This is a genomic window from Dialister succinatiphilus YIT 11850 (assembly GCF_000242435.1).
Lineage (GTDB): Bacteria > Bacillota > Negativicutes > Veillonellales > Dialisteraceae > Dialister > Dialister succinatiphilus.
The window spans coordinates 1,071,955-1,098,481 of the sequence record NZ_JH591187.1; the positions used below are offsets into that span (position 1 = coordinate 1,071,955).

Sequence of the window (26,527 nt, forward strand, 5' to 3'; positions counted from 1 at the left end):
TAAGCCTTTGCCTTCTTACCGGCATAATTCTTGAGTGAGATAACGGACTGATGGGAGATGGTAATCCCTGCCAGGCTTTGCAGGAGTTCGCTGGCACTGCGAGATGTGGTAATTGCGACAGCTTCGACAATCCGCTCAATCATTCCCAAGCTGTAGTGTTTTCTGGGCTCAAAGCCCATTTTACGGTCCAGGGGATAGAAGCTCTTCCCATCTTTCTGCAGAAGTCTTCGAGCATAGGTCAGCTCTCCATAGCGGCAGCAAATCGTCCTAGAGTCCCGGCGTGCCACACGCCACCCCTGTACCTTGTAAATCTGATACAGCTCAGTGTCAATACGCGCCAGGGCCATAGCTATAAGCTGACAGTTCATTTCAGTGAGCCAATGAGTTAGCTTCCTTTCAGACTCAATAGAATCATCAGATTCCTTGATGATAGAAATGACTGCTCCAATTGCATTTTCACTCCAAATTTCTCCAGTTTTTGTTATAATATCCATGAGGAAAGCCCTTTCTTTGTTTTATTTGTGCACGGAAATTATAACATTTCCACTCAAGGGGAGGCTTTCCTCTTTTATTGTTTCTGGAAAAATTCCCCTACCGAGTAAAATTTTACACTAAGCCCCGAAGGGTATGGCGGCGGCTTCGCCGCAGGCTGTGACCTGCTGACACAGACAGGCTATAGAAGGATTGTGAATGAAAGGGTTCTTAAGATTGACAGTTATTGGTCCCCCACGGTTATCGTAGAGGCTCACGCCGCAGGATGCGTCAAAAAAGCAGCACCCTCTGACGGAGGTGCGCTGCTTTTTATGGGGTCTGGCCTATTTAATCATGATGGGAGAAGTGAACCTTTACATTATCTCCCCGTTTCACCCGGCTGCCAATGCCCGGCTCCTGTTTATCGGCATAACCGCTGCCTTCAGGCTGGAAGCCCAGACCGGCTCGGGTCAGCCATTCGCCTACGTCCCGCATGGACCAGCCGGTAAAGCTGGGAAGGCGGAATTCTCTGGCGTTTTCCGGAGGAAGGCTGGGTTTGTAGAGTTCGATGGGCTTGTCCTGCGGCTTGGCATGAATAGTCTGGTCATCCAGGGTAGGAATTTTCAGGTACCGCATGATCTGGGTCATGGCTTCCTTGAATACCGGCGCCGCTACCTGGCCGCCGTAGTACGTTCCCTTTGGCGTATCAAGCACTACAAGACAGATGGCCCTGGCATCTTCCGTAGGACCGAATCCGCAGAAGGAGGCTATGTACTGCCCTTTCAGGTATCCGCCGTTCACCGGGTCCAGTTTCTGAGCCGTGCCGGTTTTACCGGCCATATGATAGCCCGGCACCCTGGCGTTGGCACCGCCGCCTTCGGACACTTCTTTTTCCATCATGTCCTTCACGTCATCAGCCACTTTTTTAGAAATAGGATCGCCGCTGTATTCCACCGGCGTCACTTTGTAATCGCTGCCATCAGCATTCTTGATGGACTGGATAATATGAGGTTTCACCATTTTGCCACCGTTGGCTATGGCGCTGTAGGCCTGAACCATCTGCAGCGGCGTAACAGCAATGCCCTGACCGATGGACATGGTGGCCACGTCGATGGGCCGCATATCCTTCGGTTCAAAAAGGATGCCGCTTCCCTCCCCGGGAAGTTCAATGCCCGTAGGTTTGCCGAAGCCAAAGGCCTTGGCATAGCGGGTCAGTGTTTCGCCGCCGGTCAGAAGACCGACATGGGCAAATCCTGTATTAATGGAAAATTTCAGAATATCCACCAGCCGCACATCGCCATAGGACTCATCGTTCCAGTTCCGGATGGCATGGCCCGAAGCCCATACGGCGCCGGGATCATGCCACACCCGCTCTGTATCGTAGGTGCCTGCTGCCAGAGCCGCCGATGCGATGATAGGCTTGAAAGTAGAGCCCGGTTCGTAAATATCCACGACGGCCCGGTTCTTGAATTCCGCTTCCGTCGCCTTGTCATAATGATTGGGGTCATAGGTGGGTCGGTTTCCTAAAGCCAGAATGGCCCCTGTCTTTGGATCCATGACAATGATGATTCCCCCGGAAGCATGGGTGGATGTCATGGCACGGTCAAGAGCCCGTTCCGCATAGAACTGGATATTCTGGTCAATGGTAAGGTACACGGACTTTTCTTTTTTGGCCCTGTAGGGTGCCATGGCCGATTTCAGGATGGGATTGCCCCTGGCATCAGTCAGGATGTGCTGCTTATTTGCCCCGCCCCGGATGAGTTCATCCAGAGCCATTTCCAGTCCATCCAGTCCCTTATCATCCAGGCCTACAAAGCCAAGCACATTGGCAGCCATGGAATCGTTGGGATAGAAACGGCGGCTTTCATCAAAGAAACCAAAACCTTTCCATTTCTTTTCCTTAATCAAGGCGATCACCTTATCCGAATCTTCCGGATCCATCACCCGTTCCAGCCATACGAAGCGGGAGTCCTGGGATAAATCCTTCACCAGATCCCCTTCTTTTTGATGAAGAAGAGGCGCCAGTTCTTTAGCCGCCTCTTCAGGGCTTACATTCATGGTACCGGGATCGGCATAAAAAGATTTCACCATAATGGAAAAAGCCAGTTCCCTGCCATTCCTGTCATAAATGGTACCACGGGGCGAATAGAGGGTCTGCACCCCTTCTGTCTGGTTCAGCGCCATTTCTTCATAATGGTGGCCCTCTATGATCTGCACCCACATAAGACGAAGAAGCAGGAGACCGCCGATGATGCAGAGGATGAAAGAAAGCCTGACGCTTCGCTTTCTCATCCTATTCCTGGGCAGTTCCTTTTTCATGTTCCCTTCTCCTCTTGAATCTCACCGCCGCATCATAAAGGGCGGCTGGACTATTTTCCAGATTTCCATTCTGCACCCGCAGAAGGAGATTCTGCATTCCTTCTCCCACCAGGTTTCCCAAAAGCCGGGGTACATCTTTTCCGTAATGAAGTTCACGGGTGGTCACAGGTACAGAAAGAGACACTTCCTCCATGTACCGTCCGAATTCACTGTGCCCGGCAGTGTCTGAAAGGGACCGTCCGCAGCCAATGATATCTGCATTTCCCAGGTCTGTCATCTGATGAAAGGCTTCTGCCATGTCGGCAGAGGAACGAAAGGTCTTATTTCTTGCCAGACTTCTCACCCATTTCAGTGCATCGGCTTCTTCGAAATTGGCAAAATAATGAAATTTCATATGGTTTTCCACCAGCCATACCACCCGGTCTGTGAAATCGGAAGGCATCTGCCAGCGGGAGAGTATCTCCCGGGCCATGCGGGCACCTTCCCTGTCATGGCCGTAATCGGTGAGTTTTCCTTTCCTCACTGCCCGAATACCGGGCATGCCCTTTCCCACATCGTGAAGAAGAGCCGCCCAGCGGTTCAGTAAAAGAGGCTGTGATGCATCCACCACTGCCAGCGTATGGTACCAGCCGTCAAATTTATGAAATTCTTTCTGCTGGGGGAGACCTACCAGATGAGAAAGTTCTGGAAGAATGGGTACTTTTCTGGAAGCGCCGTTTTCTTTCACCTGACAGCTCATTTCATTGAGCCCGCTTCTGACCATGAGGTCCAGCCCCCGGGCAGCATGGGACGTCACCAGGAGGCGGTTGACTTCTTCCTTCACCCGTTCCAGAGAAAGGCCTTCCACCCGGGGAAAGACACGCTTCATGCCTTCCACCAGACTTTTGTCCGCCATGAAATCAAGCTGCCCCAAAAAGCGGCAGGCTCTGAACATGCGGAGCGCATCTTCGTTAAACCGGTTCGATGCAGGGCCAACGGTGCGGAGCCGCTTCTTCTCCAGATCCTCCAGTCCATGGAAGTAATCATAGAGACAGCCATCGCTATCCAGCGCCATGGCATTCACGGTGAAATCCCGGCGGCTTACATCTTCCTTCAGACTGTCAGAAAAAGAAACTTCCTCCGGCCGGTGAGCATCGGCTCCATAAAATTCCCGGCGAAAAGTAGTGACTTCATAGTTCTTCCCATGCCTCACCACAATGACAGTACCAAAACGCCGTCCACCACCGTCAACGGCCTTCCAGCCTGCAGCCCTGGCAATGCGCATGGTTTCCTCCGGCCGGGCAGAGGTGGTGATATCCCAGTCATGGGGCACAAGACCCATGAGAAGATCCCTGACACAGCCTCCTACCACATAGGCCTCTTTCCCCTCTTCATTCAGTTTACGAAGGATTGCAAGCGCCCCTTCATCGATTTTCCCTGCCCGTTCATCCTCCGGAAGGTCCCGGAAGCCCTTATCCCGCAGGCAGGAAACCATGCGGTTAATCAGATTCATAAGAAAAGCCTTTCCTGTCCGGCGTCCGGCAGGAATCCCCGGGGACGTCAATAGTCGTATATCTTATTATATACTTTTCAGTCAGGTGAGAAAAGGGGCCGCAGGCAGAGCCGTAGAGCAAAGCCTGTATCAAGCCCGTTTCCTTTGGGCGCAAAGGGTATAACAGGAAAGGCTCTTTACAGGCAGGCTAAGGGCAGACTTTGGCCAGCTTGCGCTTTTCATGCAGAATGCACAGAACATGCTGACAGCGTCTCTCTGCAGCTAAATGCCACCTGGCAGGAAGGCTGCCCCCCTAGCGCCTTCAATTTTTTCCCCCATTAGAAAAACCCTGCAGAGTGTCATACACTCTGCAGGGTTTTTCTACTTGAAACTTCAATCAGTCTTTATACTGCTCGGGAAGTTCAGTGACTCTGGCAACACCGGAAGCAATGGCTGCTTTGGCAACGGCTTTTGCCACTTCATGAGGTACTCTTTCATCAAATACGTCTACCACCACATGGTCCGGATCCAGCTGGCACTTAGTAGCCAGGTCAGCCAGGGCATGGGCAGCAGCCAGTTTCATTTCCTCGTTGATCTGACGGGCTCTGACGTCCAGGGCACCGCGGAAGAGGCCGGGGAATACGGAGGAGTTATTCACCTGGTTGTGCATATCGCTTCTGCCGGAACCATAGATGTATACGCCCTTTTCCTTGGCTTCTTCTTCCATGATTTCCGGTACCGGATTAGCCATGGCAAATACGATGCTCTTGTCAGCCATGGTCTTGATGGCATCATTATTGAATACGCCGGGAGCGGAGCAGCCGATAAGTACATCGGCCCCTTTTACTGCCTCAGCAAAAGTGCCCTGTTTGTTTTCCGGATTGGTCTTATGAATCAGTTCCAGCTGTACCCGGTCCCGTTTGCCATTGTCGTAGAGAATGCCTTTAGAGTTAAGAACGGTCATGTTTTCCGGTTTCACGCCGTCTTCCAGAAGGAGGCGGGCAATGGCGGTGCCTGCTGCACCGGCGCCGTTCATAACGACTTTGATTTCATCGATCTTCTTGCCGGTGACTTTGAGAGCTCCCAGAAGAGCAGCCAGAGCTGCAATGGCGGTGCCATGCTGGTCATCATGGAATACAGGGATATTCATGATTTTCTTCAGTTCGTCTTCAATGTCATAGCATTTCGGAGAGGAAATATCTTCCAGATTGATGCCGGCAAAGTTCTTTTCCAACAGTTTCACGGTATGGATGAATTCATCCTTGTCCTTGGTGTCAAGAACGATGGGGATGGCATCAATATTGCCGAATCTCTTGTAGAGTGCGGACTTGCCTTCCATAACAGGCATGGCAGCAGCAGCACCGATGTCGCCCAGGCCCAGTACGCGGGTACCGTCGGAAATAACAGCTACCACATTGCCCCTCCAAGTCATTTCCAGGGACAGGTCTTCATCCTTCTTGATTTCAAGACATGGTGCAGATACGCCAGGGGTGTATACGATAGCCAGGTCATGGCCGTTTTTCATATCCGCATTCAGGGCGGTCTTAATCATCTGGTGCTTTTCTTTTCTAAGCGCAATGGCTTCTTTCTTCAGTTCTGCTGTATCCATTCTTTTCCTCCTTGTAATAAAAAAGAATACAAATCAGTCTTTAATGGCAGGCATATTCCTGCCATTGAAAATTTCATACATTTCCTGTTTCAGCAGGCGGCGGATTCTCTTCACTTCTTTGGGAGAAAAATCCTTTTCCGTCATATCGAAAAGGTAATTGTCCAGTTTGAAATCATGAAGAAGCATTTTGGTATGGAAAATATTTTCCTGATACACGTTCACATCAATTAAATCATAGGCATGGCGCAGATCCGGCGCCATGTAGTTCTGGATGGAATTGATCCGATGGTCAATGAAGATTTTCTTTCCCTTCACGTCCCTGGTAAAGCCCCGGACCCGATAGTCCGTAATGACAATGTCTGCTTCAAAGGAACGGAGCAGGAAATTCAGGGCTTTGAGCGGTGAAATTTTCCCGCAGGTGGACACATCAATGTCTGCCCGGAAGGTACAGATGCCGTCCTGGGGATGCATTTCCGGATAGGTATGGACAGTGATATGACTCTTATCCAAATGGGCCACCACATCCTGCTTTTCCACCTCTTCCTCTGCTATGAGCATGGTTACGCTGGCACCTTGGGGATCATAGTCCTGCTGGGCAATGTTCAGCACCTGGGCGCCGATGGTGTCTGCCACTTTCTGAAGAATGCCGGTCAGTCTTTCGGCGCTGTACTGTTCGTCAATATAGGCGATGTACTTCTTCCGCTCTTCTTCGGTGCTGGCATAGCACACATCATACATATTAAAGCTCAGGGTTTTTGTCAGGTTGTTGAATCCGTAAAGTTTAAGCTTACTCCTTTTCATGAAGTAAACTGTCACCTCCCTCAACGGTTCCTTGGATGGAACACACAAATTATATCATAAGGTTATATAAATTGAAATAGTCCGGAAATAAGTATACTTTTTAAGTATAAAAAAGTATAATCATTATGCTTTTCAATCACATATCATTACCGGGAAAGGGCTGAATCCTTCAGCTTGGCCAAAAGGGAACGGAGAGCCCGTCCACGATGGCTGATTTTATTTTTTTCTTCCATCGGCAGTTCCGCCATAGTTTTCCCATACCGGGGCAGGTAGAAAAGGGGATCATAGCCGAAGCCGCCCTTTCCCTGGTAGAAATCCCGAATGATGCCTTCGCAGGTTCCTTCTGCCGTGATTTCCTTTCCATCAGGCCAGACCAGAGCCACTACACATACGTAGCGTCCTTTGCGGTCTTCTCCTGTATAGGGTTTCAGATCTTCAACAAGTTTCCGGTTGTTGGCTTCATCATCACCGTGGACACCGGCATAGCGGGCAGAATAAATACCAGGCCTGTCACCTAAGGCATCGGCAATGATGCCGGAATCATCAGAAAGTACCGGAAGTTTCACTGCTTTGGCATAATAATGGGCCTTCAGCAGTGCATTTTCTTTAAAACTTGTGCCTGTTTCTTCGGGCTCTGCCACATCCGCCACTTCTGCTATCGGCAGGGCTTCCCAGCCGATTTCTGCAAAGGCTTTCCTGAATTCTCTGATTTTCCCCTGATTATGGGTTGCAAGTACGATCTTCATAATGCCTCCTACATGGTGGAATGACCCATCATCATACCTACCGATTCTCTTTTGACTCTGCGCCAGTTCTGCTCTGCCTCTGCCAGTCGGGAAACTGCCTTTGCAGCGTTTTCCGTGATATCTTCCATTTTCTGTCTATCCGATACAGGAAGAGGCACACGAAGAAGGCGGGACAGGGAAAAAGTATAAGTTTCTCCGCTTCTCATGGTTTCCAGGAAAAGCCGGCCCACTGGACCGTCGAGGTAGAGTTTCAGGAACCAGGGTGTATACCACCCTTTCATCCGCAAGCCGAAAACTCCCTTTCCTGCCACATATTCCTCCCCTTTTCCCACAGGAATGAAATGGAACTGCCCTTTATGGAGGGTCAGAGCCAGGTCGCCTTCTCTAAGAAGGATGCCTTCCCGGGGCTCGTCCCAAACTACAGGTTTTTCCTCATTCTTCAGGATTTCCGAGTCAGTTACTGCTTCTGCCTCAAGAATCTGATATCTTCCGGCAGGAATCGTCTCCTTTTTCACTTCATCAAATTCCTTCCCCAGCGTATGCTCCATCTGGAGGATATTTCCTGCCAGTATGGCCTGCAGCGCCGGAGAGGCATTGTAAGCATAGACATCGTAATTCCATTCATCGGCTTCCTGAAAAGCGGATAATGGCATCTTAAGCTGTTCAAAGAAAGCGCATTTTCCTTCTGCAAATCCCATATTTCCAATGGATACGCCCTCTTTGCCGTAATCAAAGCAAAGGAAGGCATATTCCCTTTCTCCCATGGCCAGATCAAAATAGCCGGAAAGACGGCCGTCCCTGCGGACATCATTTCTTATACCGTCTGGAATGTCTCCCGAGGCCGTGAAATGGTCATAGGGAAGAATCCAGTCCATGGAGCCTTTTTCTGCCAGAAGGGGAAGAAGCTGCCTTTCTTCGCCCTGGCCTTCACCGGTACCACGGAAAATATAGTCATACTTCACCTCATCATGGGCCAGGTCTTCGGGAAGAAGGAAACGACAGCGAGGAAACAGAAGCTGCAGTCTTTTCTTCCACAGGGAGCTTTTCACTACAAAGGCCAGCCGTTTATCGGCCAGCTTGTCCCACAGCCTTCCAGCATAGGGAAGATAGGATTCCACGCCGGAAAAAAGCACGGTCTTGCCGGACTTTTCCGCCCGTTCTATGCCATATTCCACAAGTGCCTTCATTTCATCAGTCATGGGAGAAACGCCGGGCGCAAATACCATAGGATCCACCCGGAGTGCCAGGGTGTATACCCGGACATAGGTATCCGCATCTCCTTCATACATGCCCAGCTTCTCCGCGGTCTGTTTCATATTGTCATATAAATCTTCAATCGAAATGCCGTACTGCTGGTTAGATGGATTTAAAAAAAGGACATAATCCAGGTACCGTGCCCGCATGATTTCACTGAAAATACGGTCCGCCGGCACGCCATATCTGGCAAATGTCTCTGTCGCATCATGGATATCTTCCATTGTCATTACCGGTATCATCTTTTTCCTCCTGTACATATATGTAATATTATACGACATGGGCCATGAAAAAGGCTACTTTTCCAATAGAGGGAATTCCAGAGCTCTCAAAATCCACTTTCCAGAAATTCAAGTCTTCAGAGTCATCTTTTCCCTAAAATAAAAACGCCCATGGATAACCATGGGCATTCTGCCATTCGGAAACGGATTAACGTTTGGAGAACTGGCTTGCTTTTCTTGCTTTCTTGAGACCGTATTTCTTACGTTCTTTCATTCTTGGATCACGGGTAAGCAGACCTGCACTCTTCAGTACTTTTCTGTAGTCTGCATCTACATCCAGCAGTGCTCTGGAAATGCCGTGACGAATAGCTCCGGCCTGACCTGTACGGCCGCCGCCCTGGACGTTGGCAATTACGTCATAAGCGGAGGTGGTTCCTGTCAGTTCCAGCGGCTGTTTAATAATCAGTTCAAGAGTAGCCAGATCGAAGTAATCCTTCAGATCGCGGCCATTGATTGTAATATTACCCTGTCCCGGTACCAGACGGACTCTGGCAACGGATGTCTTTCTGCGGCCGGTGCCGTAGTATGTAGCTTCTGCCATTTCTTATTTCCTTCCCTTCCGGTTAACGGATATCAAACTTTAATTCTTCAGGTTTCTGTGCTGCATGCGGATGTTCGCTGCCTGCATAAACATGAAGTTTACGATACATCTGGGCGCCGAGCTTGTTCTTTGGAAGCATGCCGCGGATTGCGTGTTCAACAACCCATACCGGTCTTTCGCGAAGAGCATCTCCTGCCTTCTGGTATCTGTCACCGCCGATATAGCCGGTGTAGTGGAAGTAAACTTTCTTCAGTTCTTTCTTGCCTGTCAGAATGACTTTGTCTGCATTGATGATGATGACATTGTCACCGGTATCAACATGCGGTGTGTAGGTAGGTTTATTTTTGCCGGAAAGAACTTTGGCAACGTTAGCAGCCAGGCGGCCAACGGTCAGTCCTTCAGCATCTACGATATACCATTTACGGGTAATGTTGCCCGCATTGGCCATAAATGTGGTTTTCATTGTAAATGATTCCTCCTGAATAAAAAACAGAACCGCAAGACATCGTCCTTCCTCCGGGGCTAGTGGTTTCCGGACAAATCTCACAAGGAGTATTATAACCTTTTCTGATAGCACTGTCAAATATTTTTTTATATATTTTTATTGGCGGGGATTGGGGACTGGGGAATGGGGAATGGGATTGGGGTAAAACCAGTCTCCCTGCTTCCCCGGGAGAACGGCTGGCTATATGTATCACTTATGATACTTTACCATATTTCCTCCTCTTCTGGCCAGATTTCCCAGTCACCGGGAAACAGTCAAAGAACATCTTTGTTATATAATGTTTCTATAACCATATCGTTCTTCATTTTATATCAATTACTGGTGTAGCCTCCTTCTTTTTCTTATCCTTTTGTCTGTAATTATATATGTATTATATAAAGAATTTTCCGACTGCATCCATTCTATTAAACTATCACTCTAAATCATAGCAAATTAAGTTTGTATTATTTCAAGGCATAGCAGAAATCGATTACTCTTATTTTCTTCAATTCCGTAAAAAGTATATTCTATTTCGCCTATTGACGAAATTTATTTCCCGTTGTATTCTTTTATGCGTAGAAAGCAATCAATCAGAAGCAAAGGGCATTGTATATGAGCAATACTCATAATGTGAACTATCTATAACATGTAGTCATAATGCTTCAAAACGAGAGGAGATGGATGACAGAGGATAGCGGTTATATTCTTTTTTATTGTATTCACTGCGGATTCTCAGGGCTTATGTCTTGAAAATCCACATCGTACCAATTTTTAAGGAGGCATTTCCTTGACCACTTTCTTACTTGCCCTGGCTGCTCTCATAGCCGGCTATTTAATTTACGGATCCATCGTGGACAGGCTTTTCGGACCTACGGACCGCAGGACACCTGCCCTCATACACAATGACGGTGTTGACTACATGCCTCTTCCCACGTGGAAGGTATTTCTCATCCAGCTCCTGAACATTGCAGGCCTTGGCCCGATTTTCGGCGCTCTGGGCGGTGCTCTCTGGGGGCCTTCGGTATATCTTTGGATTGTGCTGGGTACTATTTTTGCCGGCGGCGTCCATGATTACCTCTCCGGCATGATGTCCATCCGGGAAGACGGCCACAGTATCTCAGAAATCGTAGGCTGCCACATGGGACACACCATGCTCACCATTATGCGTTTCTTCTCCGTTATCCTTCTGGTACTGGTAGGTACCGTATTCATGACCGGCCCGGCCATGCTTCTTGCCAAGCTTACGGGCTGGCAGGTTCTCCCCTGGCTTCTGGTTGTTCTTGTTTACTATTTCCTGGCCACTCTTCTTCCTGTTGATAAAATTATTGCCCGTTTCTACCCCATTTTCGGTATCTGCCTGATCATCATGGCTCTGGGTATTGCCGGCGGCATGCTCATGGGCGTAGGCGGTCATGTCATGCCTGAAATGGTTCTGGCCAATATGTATCCCGGCGAAAACCAGCTTCCCATCTGGCCACTCATGTTCATCACCGTGGCCTGCGGTGCTATTTCCGGGTTCCATTCCACCCAGTCTCCTATTATGGCCCGCTGCCTGAAGGATGAACGCCTTGGCCGTCCTGTATTCTACGGTGCCATGGTAGCCGAAGGCATTATCTGCCTCATCTGGGCAGCAGCCGGCGTCACCTTCTTCGATGGTACCGGCGGACTGCAGGCTGTCCTGAAAGCCGGCGGCCCCGGCGGCGCAGTGTATGACATCTGCGTAGGCTACATGGGTACCGGTATCGGTGCGGTACTGGCCATGCTGGGCGTTATCGCCTGCCCCATCACTTCCGGCGACACCGCTTTCCGTGCTGCCCGCCTGACTCTCTCTGACTGGTTCCACATTGATCAGCAGAGAACGGTAAAGCGTCTCTGCCTGGCTGTTCCACTGCTGGCTATCGGCGGTCTCCTTTCCCAGATTGACTTCAACATTGTATGGCGTTATTTCTCCTGGACCAATCAGACCCTTGCTATGATTGTTCTGTGGACTGGTTCCGTTTATCTGTATCATCAGTGTGCAAACCGCTATGCATGGCTCATGGCCTGCATCCCTGCCACATTCATGTCTGTAGTGACCTTTACCTACATTCTGCAGGCCAAGGAAGGTTTCCAGCTGGATCCATCCATTACTTACCCGGCAGGCATTGCCTTCGGTGCTCTGTGCCTCTTCCTCTTCCTGAAAAAAACGGTCTTCAAGAAAGATGCCGAAAGAGAATGCAACAGCTCCATGGAATCTACTCTGAACGGATAACCAATAAAAAATCCCGCAGCTGCGGGATTTTTTTATTGCCTTCTACTCTCCATTCCTTTCACAGTATTCCTTCCATTCACAGAAGCGGCAGCTTTCTGGAAGGCAGCCGTTCACCTTTTTCTTCCGATGGTTGAAATCTTCTGCCAGAATGCAGCGGGCTGTATGGTCAAAGGCCTTCATCCGTTCTTCTACCTTCGCCGGATTTCCTTCCACTGCAAGAAGCGGTTCCTCTGTTTCACCGGTGAAATAGAGGAGAAGCTGCCCCACCGGTACTTTCAGTTTTTCCTCTACCAGATAGGCATAAATCTGAAGCTGCCTTTCATATCTGGAAAAAAGAGGACTCTTCCGGTCCGGCTTCCTGCCTGTTTTGAAATCAATAATATCCACCTTTCCGCCGCCGCTTTGAAGAAGGTCGATGGTACCGTTCAGAATGTATTCATCTTTCACCAGTTCCAGAGGATATTCTGCTTCCCGTATCATGGACCAGTCTCCCCGTCGATAGGAAATATACCCCAGCACTTCCTGGAATGCCTTTTCCAGCTCGTCCTTGGAAAGCCAGGTATTTTCTGCCTTGGAAAGGGCCTGGTAATCTGCCATGAGCCAGGCGTATACATTGGCCGGCGTCAGTCTTTCCTTCTGCCCGGAAAGCACAGCCCGGTGAATATCTTCGATGGTTTCATGGACCAGGGTCCCATATAGAAGGGCCATGCCCCGCACCGGTGCAAATCGATACACCCGGCTGAGCTTGTACTTCAGGGGACATTCTTCATACAGCGCTGCCTGGGCGGTGAAGGAAATGCGGGGTTTGAAATGGCCTTTCTCCACAGGACGGAAATGAAGCTTTGTGAAATCGATTCCCTTCCCATCAAATTCCGGAAGACTGGCGAGGGGTTTCTGAAATGCAGGAGAAGGCTGTTTTCCCTTCTTCACGCAGCAGGCCAGGGCCAGCACCGTTTCCGCCCGGGAAAAGGCAGTGTAGTATTTCCTTCGGAAATCAAAATCCCGGATATCGCTGTAAGGTTCATAAGAGCGGCGGCCAGTCATCTTTTCCACTACCCGGGGAATGAGGGAGTCTTCGCCCCGGGGCTTTTCATGAAGAGATGCCACAATGACCACCGGATATTCCAGCCCCTTGGATTGATGAATATTCAGGAAGGACACCTGTCCCGGCGGCGCATAGGCTTCTTCATCCTCGTACTCCCCTACTCCGTTCTCATACCACAGCCGCAGGTAACGGGAGAAGAAAATATATACATCCTCCAGCGTTTCCTTGCCATAGCCGTGATTTTCCTCTGTAAAGCAGTCGAAACGGCTGATGAGTCTGGTAATGGAGGCAAGATTTCTGGCTTCATTGCATTCTCCTGCAGCAGCCTTATCCAGAAAAGCAGAAAAAGGAGCAAAGGAAAGTATTTTATAAGCCAGGGGCAGCAGATTTTCCGGCAGTTTCTTTTCTCTTTCCACTTTTCTTTTCATGGAGCGAATCCACTGCTTAAGGTCTTCGTTCCTCTTCATCATGTCTTCTGCCATGGAAAGGAAAAGAACATAGGCCCCGCGGATTCCCTCTGTCTCATCCATAACCCTGTCCTGCCCTAATTTCCGCCGGATCCCGGAAAATATATAAAGCAGACAGCCAAAGAACCAGGCCACTTCCTTCCGTTCAAAAAAGTGTCCCGACCGGGGAGCATACACGGCAATATGCCTTTTGCCCAAGGCATACTGAAGGCGCATGGACGTATCCCCCTTGACGGAGTCAAAGAGCAGGGCCACCTGGTTGTAATCCGATATGCAGCCCTTTCTCTTCAGTTCTTCGATGAAATGGCACACCCGGTCTTCAAAAAGCCGGTCGTCTTCCTCTGCCGTAATCCGTACCACTGAGGGTACGCTTTCCTTTCCCCCGCCTGATTCCAAAAGGCCTTTCCGGTAGCGGTACAGATGTCCCATCCGTTCCCAGGAGAACCAGTCGGGCTTAGCCATCCAGCGCATGCAGAAGGAAACGATGCCCTGGCCTGAGCGGTAATTGGTATGAAGGGTAATCACGCGGCAGCTGCTGCCAAAATGTTTTTGAAACTGGAGGATATTGGCCACCGTGGCGCCGCGGAAACGGTAAATGCTCTGGTCATCATCGCCTACAACGAAAATATTTCTCTCCCTGCCGCCCAGAATCTGTACCAGCCGCTCCTGAATATAGTTGGTATCCTGATATTCATCCACCAGGATATAGCGGATTTTTTCCAGCACCCGGCGGCGCACATTTTCTTTTTCCGAAAGGATATAATAGGCCTCGGTCTGAAGCTTGGTAAAATCAAGGAAATTCTTTTTCCTGGCCAGTTTTTCATACCGTTTCATCATCCAGCCCAATACCCGGATTTTTTCATCCCGGCTTCGGATCATATCGTCTGCCTTCATCAGCTCTTCTGACAGGCGGTTCACATACTGGCATATGGTGCGGCACCGTTTCCAGGGCGGCACCGTCACCTCTTCCCCCGTCCTGTTATTGATGTAGGAGGACTGTACGACCAGCTCGAAATTGGGAATCTCTTCAAAGTCCGCCAGATGCTCATACACCATGTACTGCTGCTCAAACTGATCTGTTTCTATGAAATTTCTTTCCAGCCTTGTATATTCCCGGAATTCCTTCAACAGGCGGCGGCAGATATGGTGAAAAGTCCCTATATACATTTCATGGAGGTTGATCTCAATGCCCTGCCGGGACAGCTCATTGGTGAGCCTTGTCATAAGCTCCTTGGACGCCTTCACTGTATAGGTGACAATCATGATCTGCTCCGGCTTCACTTTCCTGTCCCGGATCAGATAAAGGACCCGCTGGATAATTGTATAGGTCTTTCCTGTTCCAGGACCTGCTATAACCAGGGTAGGTCCTTCGGAGTGGATTGCTTCATACTGGTCAGGATTTTGAATACTTTCCATAAAAAGCTCCTTTGTGAATAGATAAAGCCTTATAACCCATGGTGAAATGACATCAGAAAATCACCGGTGCTTCTCGTCCTCTCCATTTCCATAAAGAAAAAGAATAAAAAGCAGGGGAAGTCCCAGCACATAGGCAAAGGAATAGCGGAATACCGCAGAGGCCGGCGTGGAAACCAGAAGTGTCAGGGTATTGGCCAGAAGAGGCAGCGCCGCCGGAATCAAATCCTTCTTTCCGCCGCAGTAAAAAAGGAGGCAGAAAAAGAGGGTAATCCACAGGCAGAGGCCGCTTCCCAGAAAATGGCTGCCGGAATAGGTATAGTTTCCAAGAAAAGACTTCAGCCCAAAGGGCATGGGAAAATCTCCCAGAGCAAGCATATCATTGTCCGAAGGCACCATATGTTTCGTATTCTCATCAGACAGGGCCCAGCCGAAGCGGGACTGCACCCCATGGTCCAGGGGATCCAGATTCCACAGGGCATAGGTTTCCGTCATCCAGCCTTCCATATAAAGTCCTGGATTTCTTATCCCCGTATCCAGCCAGGCCAAAAGAAAAGCTCCCTTTTCCCTGTTTAAATCATTTCTTTTAAAATCATCATCCCATTTCACAAAATCCACGGTGGCCGGAGAATAATCCTTCTTCCATTTTTCCTCCGGCAGGAGATGGTTCATGAGCTCTATCGTTTCTTCGCTGCGGCTTCCTCCCATCACCAGCACCCGTCCCATTTGCTGAAGCGGTATAGCCATACTTTCCTGGAAAAGAGGCTGCCAGTCATGGTAAGAAAGAATAGCCTTTCCCGGAACAAAGGCCAGAGCTGCGGCAAGAAGGAACAGGACTGCCTCCTTTCTCGACCTCTTTTGAAGGACCAGTGAAACAAGCATCACCATGGCCGCAATGAAAAAACCATTGCTCCTCAGCAGCATGAGGGAAAGGAGCGAGAGAGACCAGAAAATAGATGTACCCCGGCCCCCTGTTTCTTCTGCCATGAAAACCATGCATCCTGCAAGGGCTAAGGAAAAGAGCCCATCTCTCACTGCGGCTATGCCATAATTACCCACCATGGGAAGGAAGGTGAAATAGAAATAAAGTAGAAGCGCCGGCACCTCCCCCTGCCTTTCCTTCACATGAAATACAATCCTTGTAAGGCCATAAGCATAGAGAAAAAGCTGGCCCAGGGAAAGCAGGAATATAACCGGCTCCCTGCTTCCCAAAAGATGCTTTCCTAAAAGGGCGCCATAGCCATAGACCAGGGAATAAAGCCAGGGAAACTGTACGCCCCCGTAAAGGGGATTCTCCATCATGAAAAGGGTATCGTTCATGCCCGGCGCCGGATAGAGGGCCAGAAGGAAAGGCAGCTGCCAGAAAGCCATAAAGAAAAAAGCCGGCCAAAAGAGCCGCCGTCCCCTGCTTTTTTCGCTGCTGCGGGGCATGGTCAGACAGAGCCTGACGAATGGCGGAAGAACTGCGGCAAAAAGGATAAAAAGGAGAAGCAGTATAAATCCATCTTGGAGAGCTAATATTTCATTTCCTGCTTCTGCCACTTTATCCCCCATGCAGTCGATTTTATAGGTATACATGGCAGCAGGAGATAAGAAAAGGGAAAAGACCAGACTTGCCCGGCAGGGCACATCCCAGCGAAAAAGTTTCATCTCTCCTCCTCAATCTTTCCAATGGGTATAGCCGTCACCCTTCAGAGGATCGTCCTGAAGAAGGGGATTTTCCACAGGTTTTCGAGGCAGAATGACTGTATCCGCCCATTTCGTTGTACCGTACTTTCCCTCCGGCAGAAAGGGCAGAAGCAGGAAAAAGGGCATACAGAGGGGAAAGAAATACACATACCGGTATACAAAGGCTGCCGGCGTGGCAATCATCAGGGTGCCCCAGAGAAGGCAGGCCGGCAGAAGTACCAGGAAGCGGCTGTACTGGCGCCGGTAAAACAGAAGAAGTCCTATGCATAACGTAATCCACAGACAGGTGCCTGCCCCCAGGTACCGGCTGTGGTCCCAAAGATAATGGCCCAGCTCTTCCTGAATATCCTTTTTGAAAAAGGTATGAATGTCAGCCGTTTTGTAAGCATTGTTATGGTCAGGGCTCAAGCCGTTTTTCAAATCATTTTCCGAAAAAGCCCAGCAGAAGCGGGACTGGGTCATTTCATCGGGCGCTGGGAAAGCCCAGTATCCATAAGTAGCGAAAAGCCAGGCTTCCACGTAGAGCTCCTTATTTCTCTTCCCCACCGATTTCCAGGCCTTCCAGAAATCATCGGGGTGACTGTTGAAATAGTAGAAATCAAAGTCGCTGTTCCATTTGATAAGGTCCACCGTAAAAGGATCATACCAGCGGGCAATGCGTCCGGGAATCATCATCTTTACAGAATAGGCCTTCTCCTCTTCTGTCAGCGGAACTCCTACTGCTACGGCCCGGGAAAACTGCTGCAGCGGAATGCCCACCCGTTCCTGAAAAAGCTGGGGCAGATTAAGAATCTGCTTAATGGCCACATCGGGGGTCATGGAAACAGCGATCATCACAAGACCGGTGAGCAGAAGATTCATGCGGATTCGTTTCATGAGAAGCACAAGGCCCATGAGCATAACGATGAATACATAAATCCCATTGTTTCTAAGTAGCATCATGCCAAGCCCTGCCAGGATAAAAAGGCGTTTGTTCGCTTCCCAGGCATTTTCCCGATAGCCTGATACGAAGGAGGTCACCAGGGGAATCCAAAGCAGAATGGTTACAGAAAAAAGCACATCCTTCACATTGGAGAAGGACATATTGGCAACGAGAGGAAGAAAGGCATAGTACAGTGTCAGAAGCACCGTAATCCACAAACGGCCTGTTCTTCGGTAAATCCAGGAAAGGCAGTAAGAAATGCCGCAGGCAAAAAGAACCATCTGGATCAGGGATGCCGCCGCCAGCCCATAGGAAGTGGTATGAAACAGCATATCCGATGCCTGGGTAAGTCCGTAGATAAACATGCAGTAAATAAAAGTATGCTGTCCTGTCGCCCAGATACCTGCCCGCATAATATCGGTGGTATCATTCATTCCTGTACCAGGATAAAAAACAAGAAAAAAAGGCATCCAAGCCAAAAGGAGAAGGGCTGCGATGAGAGCAAAGGGTGAGTCCGTAGGCCTGCCGTCCAATTCCAGATGCAGGGAAAAGGCAGGAAGAGCGCCTGCCTGCTTCATCACGAGAGAAAGGGCCAGAAAAGTCGCTGCTCCCAGGAGAAGCACTGCCGGTATATCGGAAGCATGAAGAAGGGACTCCCTGTTCCAGGGAGAAGACCCGGGATGCCAGCCGATACGCCAGGTATAAAATTCACAAAAGCCCATGAGCAGGGAAACCATCCCTGTCAGCAGGGCCAGCCATAATCTGTCTTTATATATGTTCATAGTAACCGCCTTTGAATCTATGAGTATTATACCTTTTTCAGAAAGAGACTGACAAGCGAAACCGGTGAAATGGATGCCTGCCCTGATTCCTGAAGTTTTATGTCCTGCTGGGAAGGAAAGAGCGGTCTATATAAAAAATCCCATGACCCGGCAGTGTATAAAATCTTATAAAAGCTGATATCATGAATGAATCGGTCCTAACAGGATAGAGGGTATAGAGAGTCTGACTCAAAAGCAGCAGCTGCTGCCCCCATCGTTTCATCAGCCCGTCGGTTTTCTCCCCTTTTTCCCTTCTCAAAATCCTATCTTCCTATGGTATAATCAAAGAAATGAATATAATTGTTTCTGAAAGGAGATACCTTATGAATAGAGAAGAACGAATCAGAGCCGCCCTGGCCGGCCAGCCTGTAGACCATGTACCGGTGGGTGCCTGGATGCACCTTTCCGAGTTTGACCAGGACCCCATTTCCCTGGCAGAAGCAGAGGCTGCCTTTACAGAGAAATACGATTTCGACTATATCAAAATGATGCCTTTCGGCCTGTACAGCACCCAGGACTTCGGCAACCAGATTACCATTTACTGCGACCCCTACAGGGAACCGATTGTTAAAAATTTCGCCATCCAGAGCCCTTCGGACTACGATGCCCTGAAAGCCATTCCTGCCATCCAGGGCACCTATGGCAAGCAGATTGAATTTGCCAGGGAAATGGTGAAAAGAAGAAAACCCGGCACTCCGGTGATGCAGACCATCTTCAGTCCTTTCTCCACGTTGAAGAAAATGGCCGGCGACCGTCTCCTCATGGACATGATCAACTATCCGGAATCGGTACACCATGCGCTTTCCGCCATTACTGCCACCACCCTTGATTTTGTCAGCTATAACATTGATGCCGGTGTGGACGGTTTCTTCTTTGCCACCCAGAACGCCACCCGCTCTGTCATGAACCTTCATGAATTTGAAGAATTCGGCCAGTTCTATGACCTCCAGGTCATCAAATCCTACGCTAAAAAGACCTGGTTCAATGCAGTCCACATTCATGGAGAAGACATTTACTTCAACGAAGTGGCTGCCTATCCGGTCAACTGCATCAACTGGCATGACCGCCACACCTGGCCCACACTGAAGGAAGCCCGGGCGCTGACAGATAAATGCCTGCTGGCCGGTATCAAATCAGCCCCCTACTTTGTGAACGGCGTGTTGAAATACGATGATATTATTCTTGAAGGTACACCGGAAGAAATCACCGCCCATGTGAAAGATGCCATTGCCCAGGTAGACGGCAGAGGCCTCATTCTCGGCCCCGGCTGCGTAGTCAATCCAAAGGCGCCGGAAGAAAACCTTATGGCCCTTAGAAAAGCGGTAGAATCATAAGAAATCCTATTCCGTAAAACAAAAACACTCCCGTATCAAAACAGGAGTGTTTTTATTATGCAGTGATTTATGCACCTGCCACCTCTCCATCGGAAGGCTCAGGAATCTTTCCCTTCAGGTCATGGTCCGTCATGGCGCATACGGCAGAGTCGGACCACACATTTTCTGCAGTTTCAATCATATCAATGATGGTGTAGATAGGAAGGATAACCCCCATAATGCCGATGGGCGCTCCGATACCGCTCATAAGAGAAAGGGTAAGGAAATAGCAGCCCATAGGCACACCGGCGTTGCCGATGGCTGCCAGTACAGCCACAAAGAGCCAGGTAATCATGGTGGGCATAGACATTTCATAGCCAGCGTTCTGCATAACAAAGAGAGACGTGACCAGAATGAAAGCAGCGCAGCCATTCATATTAATGGTAGTGCAGATGGGAAGAACAAAACGGGAAACAGCAGGATTGGCCTTCATGTTATGTTCTGCCGAAGCCAGGGTCACCGGCAGGGTGCCGGCAGAGCTCTTGGTAAAAAGGGCTACTGCAATGGCAGGAGACATTTTCCTGAATACCTGAAGAGGATTGAGTCCCCTGGCCAGAAGGAAAACAGGAATCACAATAAAGAACTGGATCACATTGCTGCCAATGATGACGGCCGTGTATTTTCCCAGGGCCCCCACAATGACACCCGCTTCAATCTGGGCAGAAAGCTGGGCAGCGAAAGCCAGGATACCAACGGGAAGAATGAAAAGAAGAGCACGAATCAGGGTGAAAAGCAGCTCCTGGAATCCCATGATTCCCTTCATAAGAATGTCCCGGTTTTCCGTTTTTGGCATGAAAGCCAGCCCAAGACCAAAGGCAGCAGCAATCATCATTACTGCCAGCACATTTCCGGACAGGAAGGGCTGCAGCAGGTTATTGGGGATAACGCTCAAAATATGGTCATAATAGGTAAGGTGGCCCAGTTTCTGCGGTACGTTGGCTGTACCGGCACCGATAATCTCAGCAGGAAGATTGCCCGGTGCAATCCATAGATACATCATGAGCCCGATACCGGCAGCGCAGATAGTCGTCAAAAGGGTGTAGGTTACAGCATGAGCAAAAATACGTCCCGTTTCCTTCTTGCCGCCCAGCTGGGCCAGGGTGGTAATCACAGCCAAAGCAATGGTAGGCACTGCGATGAACTGGAAAAGGCGGGTAAAGACAGTGGCAATAAAAGTAAATAATTCATTCAGCGGCTTAATTCCCAGCCAGCCCAGAGCCGCCCCTACCACCAGAGCCAGCATCCAGAGAACGAACTGGCGGCCCTGTTTGTTTTTCTTGTTGGCCTCCAGCGCCTTTTGTGCAGCTGCCTGCACTTCCTCATTTTTCTTCATAAAAACCTCCTGGAATCATAGAGAAATATGCGTAAGGAACCATTTCCGGCGCGGCAGCCATAAAAAAAATCTTCCATCCCTTTGGGACGAAAGACTCGTGATTACCACCCAGATTCACACGCATGTCACCATGCATGCCTCGTGAGGTTTCCTTCCTTGTAGAAACCATGATTCTGTAACGGGAATACCCGGAAAGGCATACTGAATTCCGCCTTTCACGCTCAGAAACGCACTTCGATAACTTCTGTCTCATCCGCTCCCACTCTCCGGACTCGCTTGAAAGACCTCAAAAGAAACCTACTCTTTTTCTTCATCGCTGCAAGTGCTCATACTATAACATGATAAAATGACTGTGTCAAGGTGAAATTTGGAAAATCCCTTGCCTTTAGCTGCTAAAGGCTTAGATAAACTGATTTACCGGAAAGCCATCTGCTGAAAAGCCTTTTCCGCAAAGGCAGGACAAAATAGTCATATTTCTTCTGTCATTGAATGGCCCCATCTGTCGGAAGCCAGAAAAGCAGTAAAGGTCCAAAATTTTTGCATAACCCTCTTGAAAAATATCTTCATATAAGGCATAATAGTCTACGTGAGAGTTATGGGCGATTAGCTCAGCTGGGAGAGCGTCTGCCTTACAAGCAGAATGTCAGCAGTTCGATCCTGTTATCGCCCACCACTAAAAAAGACACTATGTGCTTTGCGCCGTAGTGTTTTTTTGTTTTCCCTTTCCTTTCACCCGTCATTTAACCTCCTGCATCCGCGATTCACTATGTCTTGCGCGTCGCTCTCGCTCCTTCAAGACATGTTCTCTGCAAAGCCAGTTCGATCCTGTTATCGCCCACCAGCTAAAAGGCACTACGTGCTTCGGTTCGTAGTGTTTTTTGTTTTTCCTTTTTTCTCTTTGGGGCCGTTTCCATCCTGTCCTCCATCTTGTCAGAATGCTTAATTTATTTTTAACAAAAAGATGGTTGCAAAATGGACAAAGATTTGCTATTATAATTGACGTACTCACGTACAGATTCCTGAATAGCTCAGCCGGTAGAGCGCGTGACTGTTAATCACGATGTCGCAGGTTCGAACCCTGCTTCAGGAGCCAGTGGCCTGTTCGTCAAGTGGTTAAGACACCGCCCTTTCACGGCGGGTTCGGGGGTTCGAATCCCCCACAGGTCACCAATATGGGCGATTAGCTCAGCTGGGAGAGCGTCTGCCTTACAAGCAGAATGTCAGCAGTTCGATCCTGTTATCGCCCACCATCAAAAAAGACACTATGTGCTTCGCGCCGTAGTGTCTTTTTGTTTTTCCTTTTCTTTCATCGGTCATTTAACCTCCTGCATCCGCGATTCACTATGTCTTGCGCGTCGCTCTCGCTCCTTCAAGACATGTTCTCTGCGGAACCAGTTCGATCCTGTTATCGCCCACCACTAAAAAAGACACTATGTGCTTTGCGCCGTAGTGTTTTTTTGTTTTTCCTTTTCTTTTCATCGGTTATTTAACCTCCTGTATCCGTGTGATTCACCACGCTGCCATTTCTCCATAAAAAAAGGACGCCTTCTTACAGGCATCCTTTTTTTGATTTCCTATTCTATCTTATTCTTCCATAGGAAGGGTAGATCCCCCTACAGGAATTACATATACACTGGCGTCCTTTCCCATTTTGTCCAAAGCAGCGTCCACGGCCTGCTGCAAATCATGGAACGGGGTCATATTGGCCTTGGTCACCATGGCATCATCCATATCGGTAACCAGGTAAATGCTGCATTTCTTCTGTACCAGAGCCAGAGCGGCCGATTTATGACCTCCCAGTTCAAAGTGCTCATGAATCGCCTTGATCCGGTCATCAGGGGTATCATATTTCTGAATCCAGTCGCCGAAGACGGTGCTGCCATAGCCTTCTTTGCAGGAAGCGGATACCACCATAATGCCGCCTTCTTTCACTGCATGCTTGGCATTATCAATGGATTTCTGCGCCTGATACAGGTTGATATCCTTAGGATAGCCACCGGTAGAAACGATGACCACATCTGCGGGCTTGTCGATTTTGATTTTATAAATGCTGTCCAGGAAACGGCAGGCCTCCCGATGGGCCTGGATTCTGTCGCCTGCTGCCGCAAAGGCAATCTTCTTATGGTCATCCAAAGCCACATTAACAATGAAATCCACGGGGCAGAAATGATATACTTCTTCAATATCTTCACGAACCGGATTTCCTTCCAAATGGCCTGCATAGGCACCGGGGCGAATCATATTCTTATGGTTGGACTGAATAGCATCATGAGAAGAAACACCGGGCATAATCGCTTTCATGCCGCCGGAATAACCGGCGAAATAATGATATTCCACATTTCCCGTAAGAATACGACGGTCTGCTTCCGCAACAGTTTTAAAGATATCCACAGATGTACCATTTTTACAAGTGCCCATGTGGACACACTGTTCGGGATCACTGTCAATGCACCTGATTCGGCTGTAAATCTCTTCTCCCACAAGCCGTTTCTTTTCTTCTTCCGTCTGCTTTCTGTGGGATCCCAGACCGAATACGACGGTAATGTCTTCATCCTTCACCCCTGCCTTTTCCAATTCCTCCACTACGCAGGGAACCATAACCCAGGAAGGTGCCGGACGGGTGACGTCGCTGGCCACGATGACCACTTTTTCACCAGGTTTTACGATTTCAGAAAGTCTGGGTGTCCCTATGGGATGAGCCAATGCCCTTCTGACCTCTGCCGCCTCCGATTCCACCGCCGGACACTGCTTCGGATTCAGTTCCACCGGATGATGGCTGTCATCCACATGAAAGGGTACATAATCCTTGAAATATTTAATTTTAAATTCCATTCTGTCCATCTCCTTATTCTTTGGAAATATGGGGCTGCCACGTCATAACGATGTATTTCTATATGTATATTATACCTTATTTAATAAAATAATCCCATCTGAAATTAAGAAATTTCCCGAGCCATAGAAAAGCGGCCCCTTTGAGAAAGGTGCCGCTTTTTCTCCTACCCGGTCATCTTATACCATATCTGCCAGAGACAGAATCAAATCCCTGCTCTTTTCCCAGCCCAGGCAGGGGTCCGTAATAGATTTTCCATAAACTCCATCGCCGATTTTCTGGTTTCCATCTACGATATAGCTTTCAATCATGAGTCCCTTCACTATATGCCGGATATCATCGGCATATTGACGGCTGGCCATAACATCTTTGGCAATTCTGATCTGTTCCATGTATTTCTTGCCGGAGTTGTTATGGTTGCAGTCTACTACAATGGCCGGATTTTTCAGATTTCTTTCTCCATACATATCTGCCACTTTCCGAAGATTTTCGTAATGGTAGTTAGGCATACTGGTACCGAAATGGTTCACATAGCCTCGAAGGATGGCATGGGCCAGCGGATTGCCGGTGGTATGGACCTCCCAGCCGTGGAAAAGAAAATCCTGCTCACTCTGGGCTGCTTCAATGGAATTCATCATCACCGACAGATCACCGGAAGTGGGATTTTTCATTCCAACAGGAATGCCGGCGCCGCTGGCAATCATACGATGCAGCTGGTCTTCTACCGACCGGGCACCAATGGCGCCATAGGAAAGAAGATCCGACAGGTAACGATGATTTTCCGGATACAGGATTTCTTCTGCACAGGTAAATCCGGTCTGCTCGATGACATGAACATGCATGCGGCGGATGGCCTTGATTCCTTCCATCATATTTTCCTTCCCCTCCGGATCCGGCTGGTGCAGCATACCTTTGTACCCTTTACCAATGGTCCGCGGTTTATTGGTATAAACCCGGGGAACAATGAAAAGACGATCCTTCACTTCGTCCGCCACCTTAGCCAGACGGCTGCAGTAGTCCAGTACAGCCGGCTCATTATCTGCAGAGCAGGGTCCGATAATCAGGAGGAATCTATCATCCTTACCGGTCATAATGTCAGCGATTTCCTGATCCCTTTTTTCTTTTAATTTTCGGAACTCCTCTTTCAGCGGGATTTCCTGTTTGATTTCCATCGGTTCCGGAAGTTTCCGGATAAACTGCATCTGTTCCATACATGTCACCTTTCGCTGCGATTTCTATAAAAAATTATTCATCCACTTTTTCAATCTTAAATACATTAATAGTTTCCACATCGGGGCAGCAGAATAGGGCTGTCCCTTTTTTCTGCCCAGGCTGAGGGATTTCGCCTCCATAGCGCAGAATGTCTATATAGGGAAACGCCACATGCATCACCATGGGACAGATCTGTCCCCGGTCTTTGTCAAAATCCCAGGAATCGCCTATCCGATGTCCTCTATGGCAGGGGCACTTTCCCAGCCTGTCTATACAGGTTATTTTTATTTTCGGTCTTCTTGGCATGAATCAATCACCTCCAGACAGGATTCTACTGGAATTCCCTTAAAAGAATCACCACTGCTGCTGCTCAGTACAATCATCTGACGCACTGCCATCATGGCTTTATCTACAGAATCCATCATGGAAACCCCGTTCATCACATTTCCCATGAAAATAGCAGAAAAAATATCCCCCGTTCCCGGGAAACGGACAGGAATCATATCAAAGGTACGAAGGAAATATTCTCCCCTGTCCTTATCAAAACCTGCCACTGCATCTTCTCCATCCACTTTGGCGCTGGTAATGGCGATGGAGCCGTTACCCATGCGATGCAGCCTGCCCAGAAGATTCTTCATAGCCACCCAGGAGAGGCCTTCCTTTTTATAAGTCTCGCCTGCAATAAGGGCTGCTTCTGTATAATTGGGAACCATGTAATCAGCCTGGGAAACCAGGCGCCGCATACCTTCCACCGTCCGCTCCGTGAGACCGTTATACAGATGGCCTTCATCTCCCATGATGGGATCCACAAAAATCTTTGTCCCCTTTAACCGCTCCCGGCTGCAGTAATTGGCAATCATGGCAGCCTGGGCAGGAGAAACAATAAAGCCTGTGGAAATGGCATCAAAAGAAAACCCCAACGCTTTCCACACACCTATGGTATTTCTCATATAATCCGTGGTATCCAGGATTTCAAAGCGCCCATAGTCCAGCGTATTGGAAACAAGGGCCGTGGGAAGATTGTAAATATGGTGGCCCATATGAGTCAGCACCGGCATCATGGCCGCCAGTGCTACCTTCCCGTATCCCGGCAAATCGTTGACCAAAAGCAGATGTTTACCCAAAATATCCCTCTTTCCTGTAGCAATGTGCTTCTATTTTATCATATCTTTGAAAAAAGCAGGTAAAAGAATA

19 protein-coding genes and 4 tRNA genes are annotated in these 26,527 nt (G+C 49.0%); 6 read left to right on the forward strand and 17 right to left on the reverse strand.

Features of this window, described 5'->3' with window-relative positions; all coding sequences use genetic code 11:
- The 9 genes from HMPREF9453_RS04660 to rplM all read right to left on the reverse strand — a co-directional run.
- A partial coding sequence (locus tag HMPREF9453_RS04660) for a UPF0236 family transposase-like protein (protein ID WP_008859414.1) occupies window positions 1-494 on the reverse strand: 494 nt, incomplete at its 3' end.
- Window positions 495-819: 325 nt separating this feature from the next.
- Window positions 820-2,790, reverse strand: coding sequence for a penicillin-binding protein (locus HMPREF9453_RS04665; protein ID WP_008859415.1), 1,971 nt, complete (start codon window positions 2,788-2,790; stop codon window positions 820-822).
- Window positions 2,765-4,282: a CCA tRNA nucleotidyltransferase gene (locus tag HMPREF9453_RS04670; RefSeq protein ID WP_008859416.1), complete on the reverse strand. Its 1,518-nt coding sequence runs from the start codon at window positions 4,280-4,282 to the stop codon at window positions 2,765-2,767. Before HMPREF9453_RS04670 ends, HMPREF9453_RS04665 begins: the two co-directional genes overlap by 26 nt.
- Before the next feature lie 376 nt (window positions 4,283-4,658).
- The gene (locus HMPREF9453_RS04675; RefSeq protein WP_008859417.1) at window positions 4,659-5,870 is read right to left on the reverse strand and encodes an NAD(P)-dependent malic enzyme; all 1,212 of its coding nucleotides are present in this window, start codon (window positions 5,868-5,870) and stop codon (window positions 4,659-4,661) included.
- Window positions 5,871-5,903: 33 nt separating this feature from the next.
- A complete protein-coding gene (speD, locus tag HMPREF9453_RS04680) occupies window positions 5,904-6,671 on the reverse strand; it encodes an adenosylmethionine decarboxylase (RefSeq protein WP_008859418.1) in 768 nt (255 codons plus the stop codon).
- Between the two features lie 146 nt (window positions 6,672-6,817).
- A complete protein-coding gene (locus HMPREF9453_RS04685; RefSeq protein ID WP_008859419.1) occupies window positions 6,818-7,417 on the reverse strand; it encodes an XTP/dITP diphosphatase in 600 nt (199 codons plus the stop codon).
- Between the two features lie 8 nt (window positions 7,418-7,425).
- On the reverse strand, window positions 7,426-8,913 hold the full coding sequence (locus HMPREF9453_RS04690) for a restriction endonuclease subunit S domain-containing protein (RefSeq protein WP_008859420.1): 1,488 nt from the start codon (window positions 8,911-8,913) through the stop codon (window positions 7,426-7,428).
- Window positions 8,914-9,100: 187 nt separating this feature from the next.
- The gene (rpsI, locus tag HMPREF9453_RS04695) at window positions 9,101-9,493 is read right to left on the reverse strand and encodes a 30S ribosomal protein S9 (protein ID WP_008859421.1); all 393 of its coding nucleotides are present in this window, start codon (window positions 9,491-9,493) and stop codon (window positions 9,101-9,103) included.
- Window positions 9,494-9,515: 22 nt separating this feature from the next.
- Window positions 9,516-9,956, reverse strand: coding sequence for a 50S ribosomal protein L13 (gene rplM, locus HMPREF9453_RS04700; RefSeq protein ID WP_008859422.1), 441 nt, complete (start codon window positions 9,954-9,956; stop codon window positions 9,516-9,518).
- 808 nt (window positions 9,957-10,764) lie between these two features.
- Here rplM and HMPREF9453_RS04705 point away from each other — a divergent pair.
- A complete protein-coding gene (locus HMPREF9453_RS04705) occupies window positions 10,765-12,228 on the forward strand; it encodes a carbon starvation CstA family protein (RefSeq protein WP_008859423.1) in 1,464 nt (487 codons plus the stop codon).
- A gap of 42 nt (window positions 12,229-12,270) precedes the next feature.
- Here the strand turns inward: HMPREF9453_RS04705 and HMPREF9453_RS04710 are convergent, their stop codons facing one another.
- From HMPREF9453_RS04710 to HMPREF9453_RS04720, 3 genes are read right to left on the reverse strand one after another with little or no spacing between them, the layout of a single operon-like run.
- Window positions 12,271-15,156: an ATP-dependent DNA helicase gene (locus HMPREF9453_RS04710; protein ID WP_008859424.1), complete on the reverse strand. Its 2,886-nt coding sequence runs from the start codon at window positions 15,154-15,156 to the stop codon at window positions 12,271-12,273.
- A 60-nt stretch (window positions 15,157-15,216) separates the two neighbouring features.
- Window positions 15,217-16,803 (reverse strand): DUF6020 family protein, encoded by a 1,587-nt coding sequence (locus tag HMPREF9453_RS04715; protein WP_008859425.1) that lies wholly within the window; start codon window positions 16,801-16,803, stop codon window positions 15,217-15,219.
- Window positions 16,804-16,812: 9 nt separating this feature from the next.
- Complete coding sequence (locus HMPREF9453_RS04720; protein ID WP_008859426.1) at window positions 16,813-18,546, reverse strand: DUF6020 family protein; 1,734 nt, start codon at window positions 18,544-18,546, stop codon at window positions 16,813-16,815.
- A gap of 362 nt (window positions 18,547-18,908) precedes the next feature.
- On the opposite strand from HMPREF9453_RS04720, the gene HMPREF9453_RS04725 reads away from it, so the two are divergent.
- Window positions 18,909-19,919 (forward strand): uroporphyrinogen decarboxylase family protein, encoded by a 1,011-nt coding sequence (locus tag HMPREF9453_RS04725; RefSeq protein ID WP_008859427.1) that lies wholly within the window; start codon window positions 18,909-18,911, stop codon window positions 19,917-19,919.
- Between the two features lie 67 nt (window positions 19,920-19,986).
- Here HMPREF9453_RS04725 and HMPREF9453_RS04730 read toward each other — a convergent pair whose 3' ends face one another.
- Window positions 19,987-21,291 (reverse strand): dicarboxylate/amino acid:cation symporter, encoded by a 1,305-nt coding sequence (locus tag HMPREF9453_RS04730; protein ID WP_008859428.1) that lies wholly within the window; start codon window positions 21,289-21,291, stop codon window positions 19,987-19,989.
- 597 nt (window positions 21,292-21,888) lie between these two features.
- Here HMPREF9453_RS04730 and HMPREF9453_RS04740 point away from each other — a divergent pair.
- From HMPREF9453_RS04740 to HMPREF9453_RS04755, 4 genes are all read left to right on the forward strand, one after another.
- Window positions 21,889-21,964: transfer RNA gene (locus tag HMPREF9453_RS04740), tRNA-Val, on the forward strand.
- Between the two features lie 344 nt (window positions 21,965-22,308).
- A tRNA-Asn gene (locus tag HMPREF9453_RS04745) sits at window positions 22,309-22,384 on the forward strand.
- A 2-nt stretch (window positions 22,385-22,386) separates the two neighbouring features.
- Window positions 22,387-22,461, forward strand: a tRNA-Glu gene (locus HMPREF9453_RS04750).
- Between the two features lie 4 nt (window positions 22,462-22,465).
- Window positions 22,466-22,541 (forward strand) — tRNA-Val (locus HMPREF9453_RS04755).
- Between the two features lie 334 nt (window positions 22,542-22,875).
- Here the strand turns inward: HMPREF9453_RS04755 and larAH6 are convergent.
- From larAH6 to HMPREF9453_RS04775, 4 genes are all read right to left on the reverse strand, one after another.
- Window positions 22,876-24,123: a nickel-dependent malate racemase, LarAH6 family gene (larAH6, locus tag HMPREF9453_RS04760; RefSeq protein WP_008859429.1), complete on the reverse strand. Its 1,248-nt coding sequence runs from the start codon at window positions 24,121-24,123 to the stop codon at window positions 22,876-22,878.
- 177 nt (window positions 24,124-24,300) lie between these two features.
- Entirely contained in the window at window positions 24,301-25,332 is a 1,032-nt protein-coding gene (locus HMPREF9453_RS04765; RefSeq protein ID WP_008859430.1) for a 3-deoxy-7-phosphoheptulonate synthase, read from the reverse strand.
- Between the two features lie 34 nt (window positions 25,333-25,366).
- Entirely contained in the window at window positions 25,367-25,639 is a 273-nt protein-coding gene (locus HMPREF9453_RS04770) for a TIGR04076 family protein (RefSeq protein ID WP_008859431.1), read from the reverse strand.
- A complete protein-coding gene (locus HMPREF9453_RS04775) occupies window positions 25,618-26,457 on the reverse strand; it encodes a bifunctional hydroxymethylpyrimidine kinase/phosphomethylpyrimidine kinase (RefSeq protein WP_008859432.1) in 840 nt (279 codons plus the stop codon). Before HMPREF9453_RS04775 ends, HMPREF9453_RS04770 begins: the two co-directional genes overlap by 22 nt.
- Window positions 26,458-26,527 lie beyond the last annotated feature (70 nt).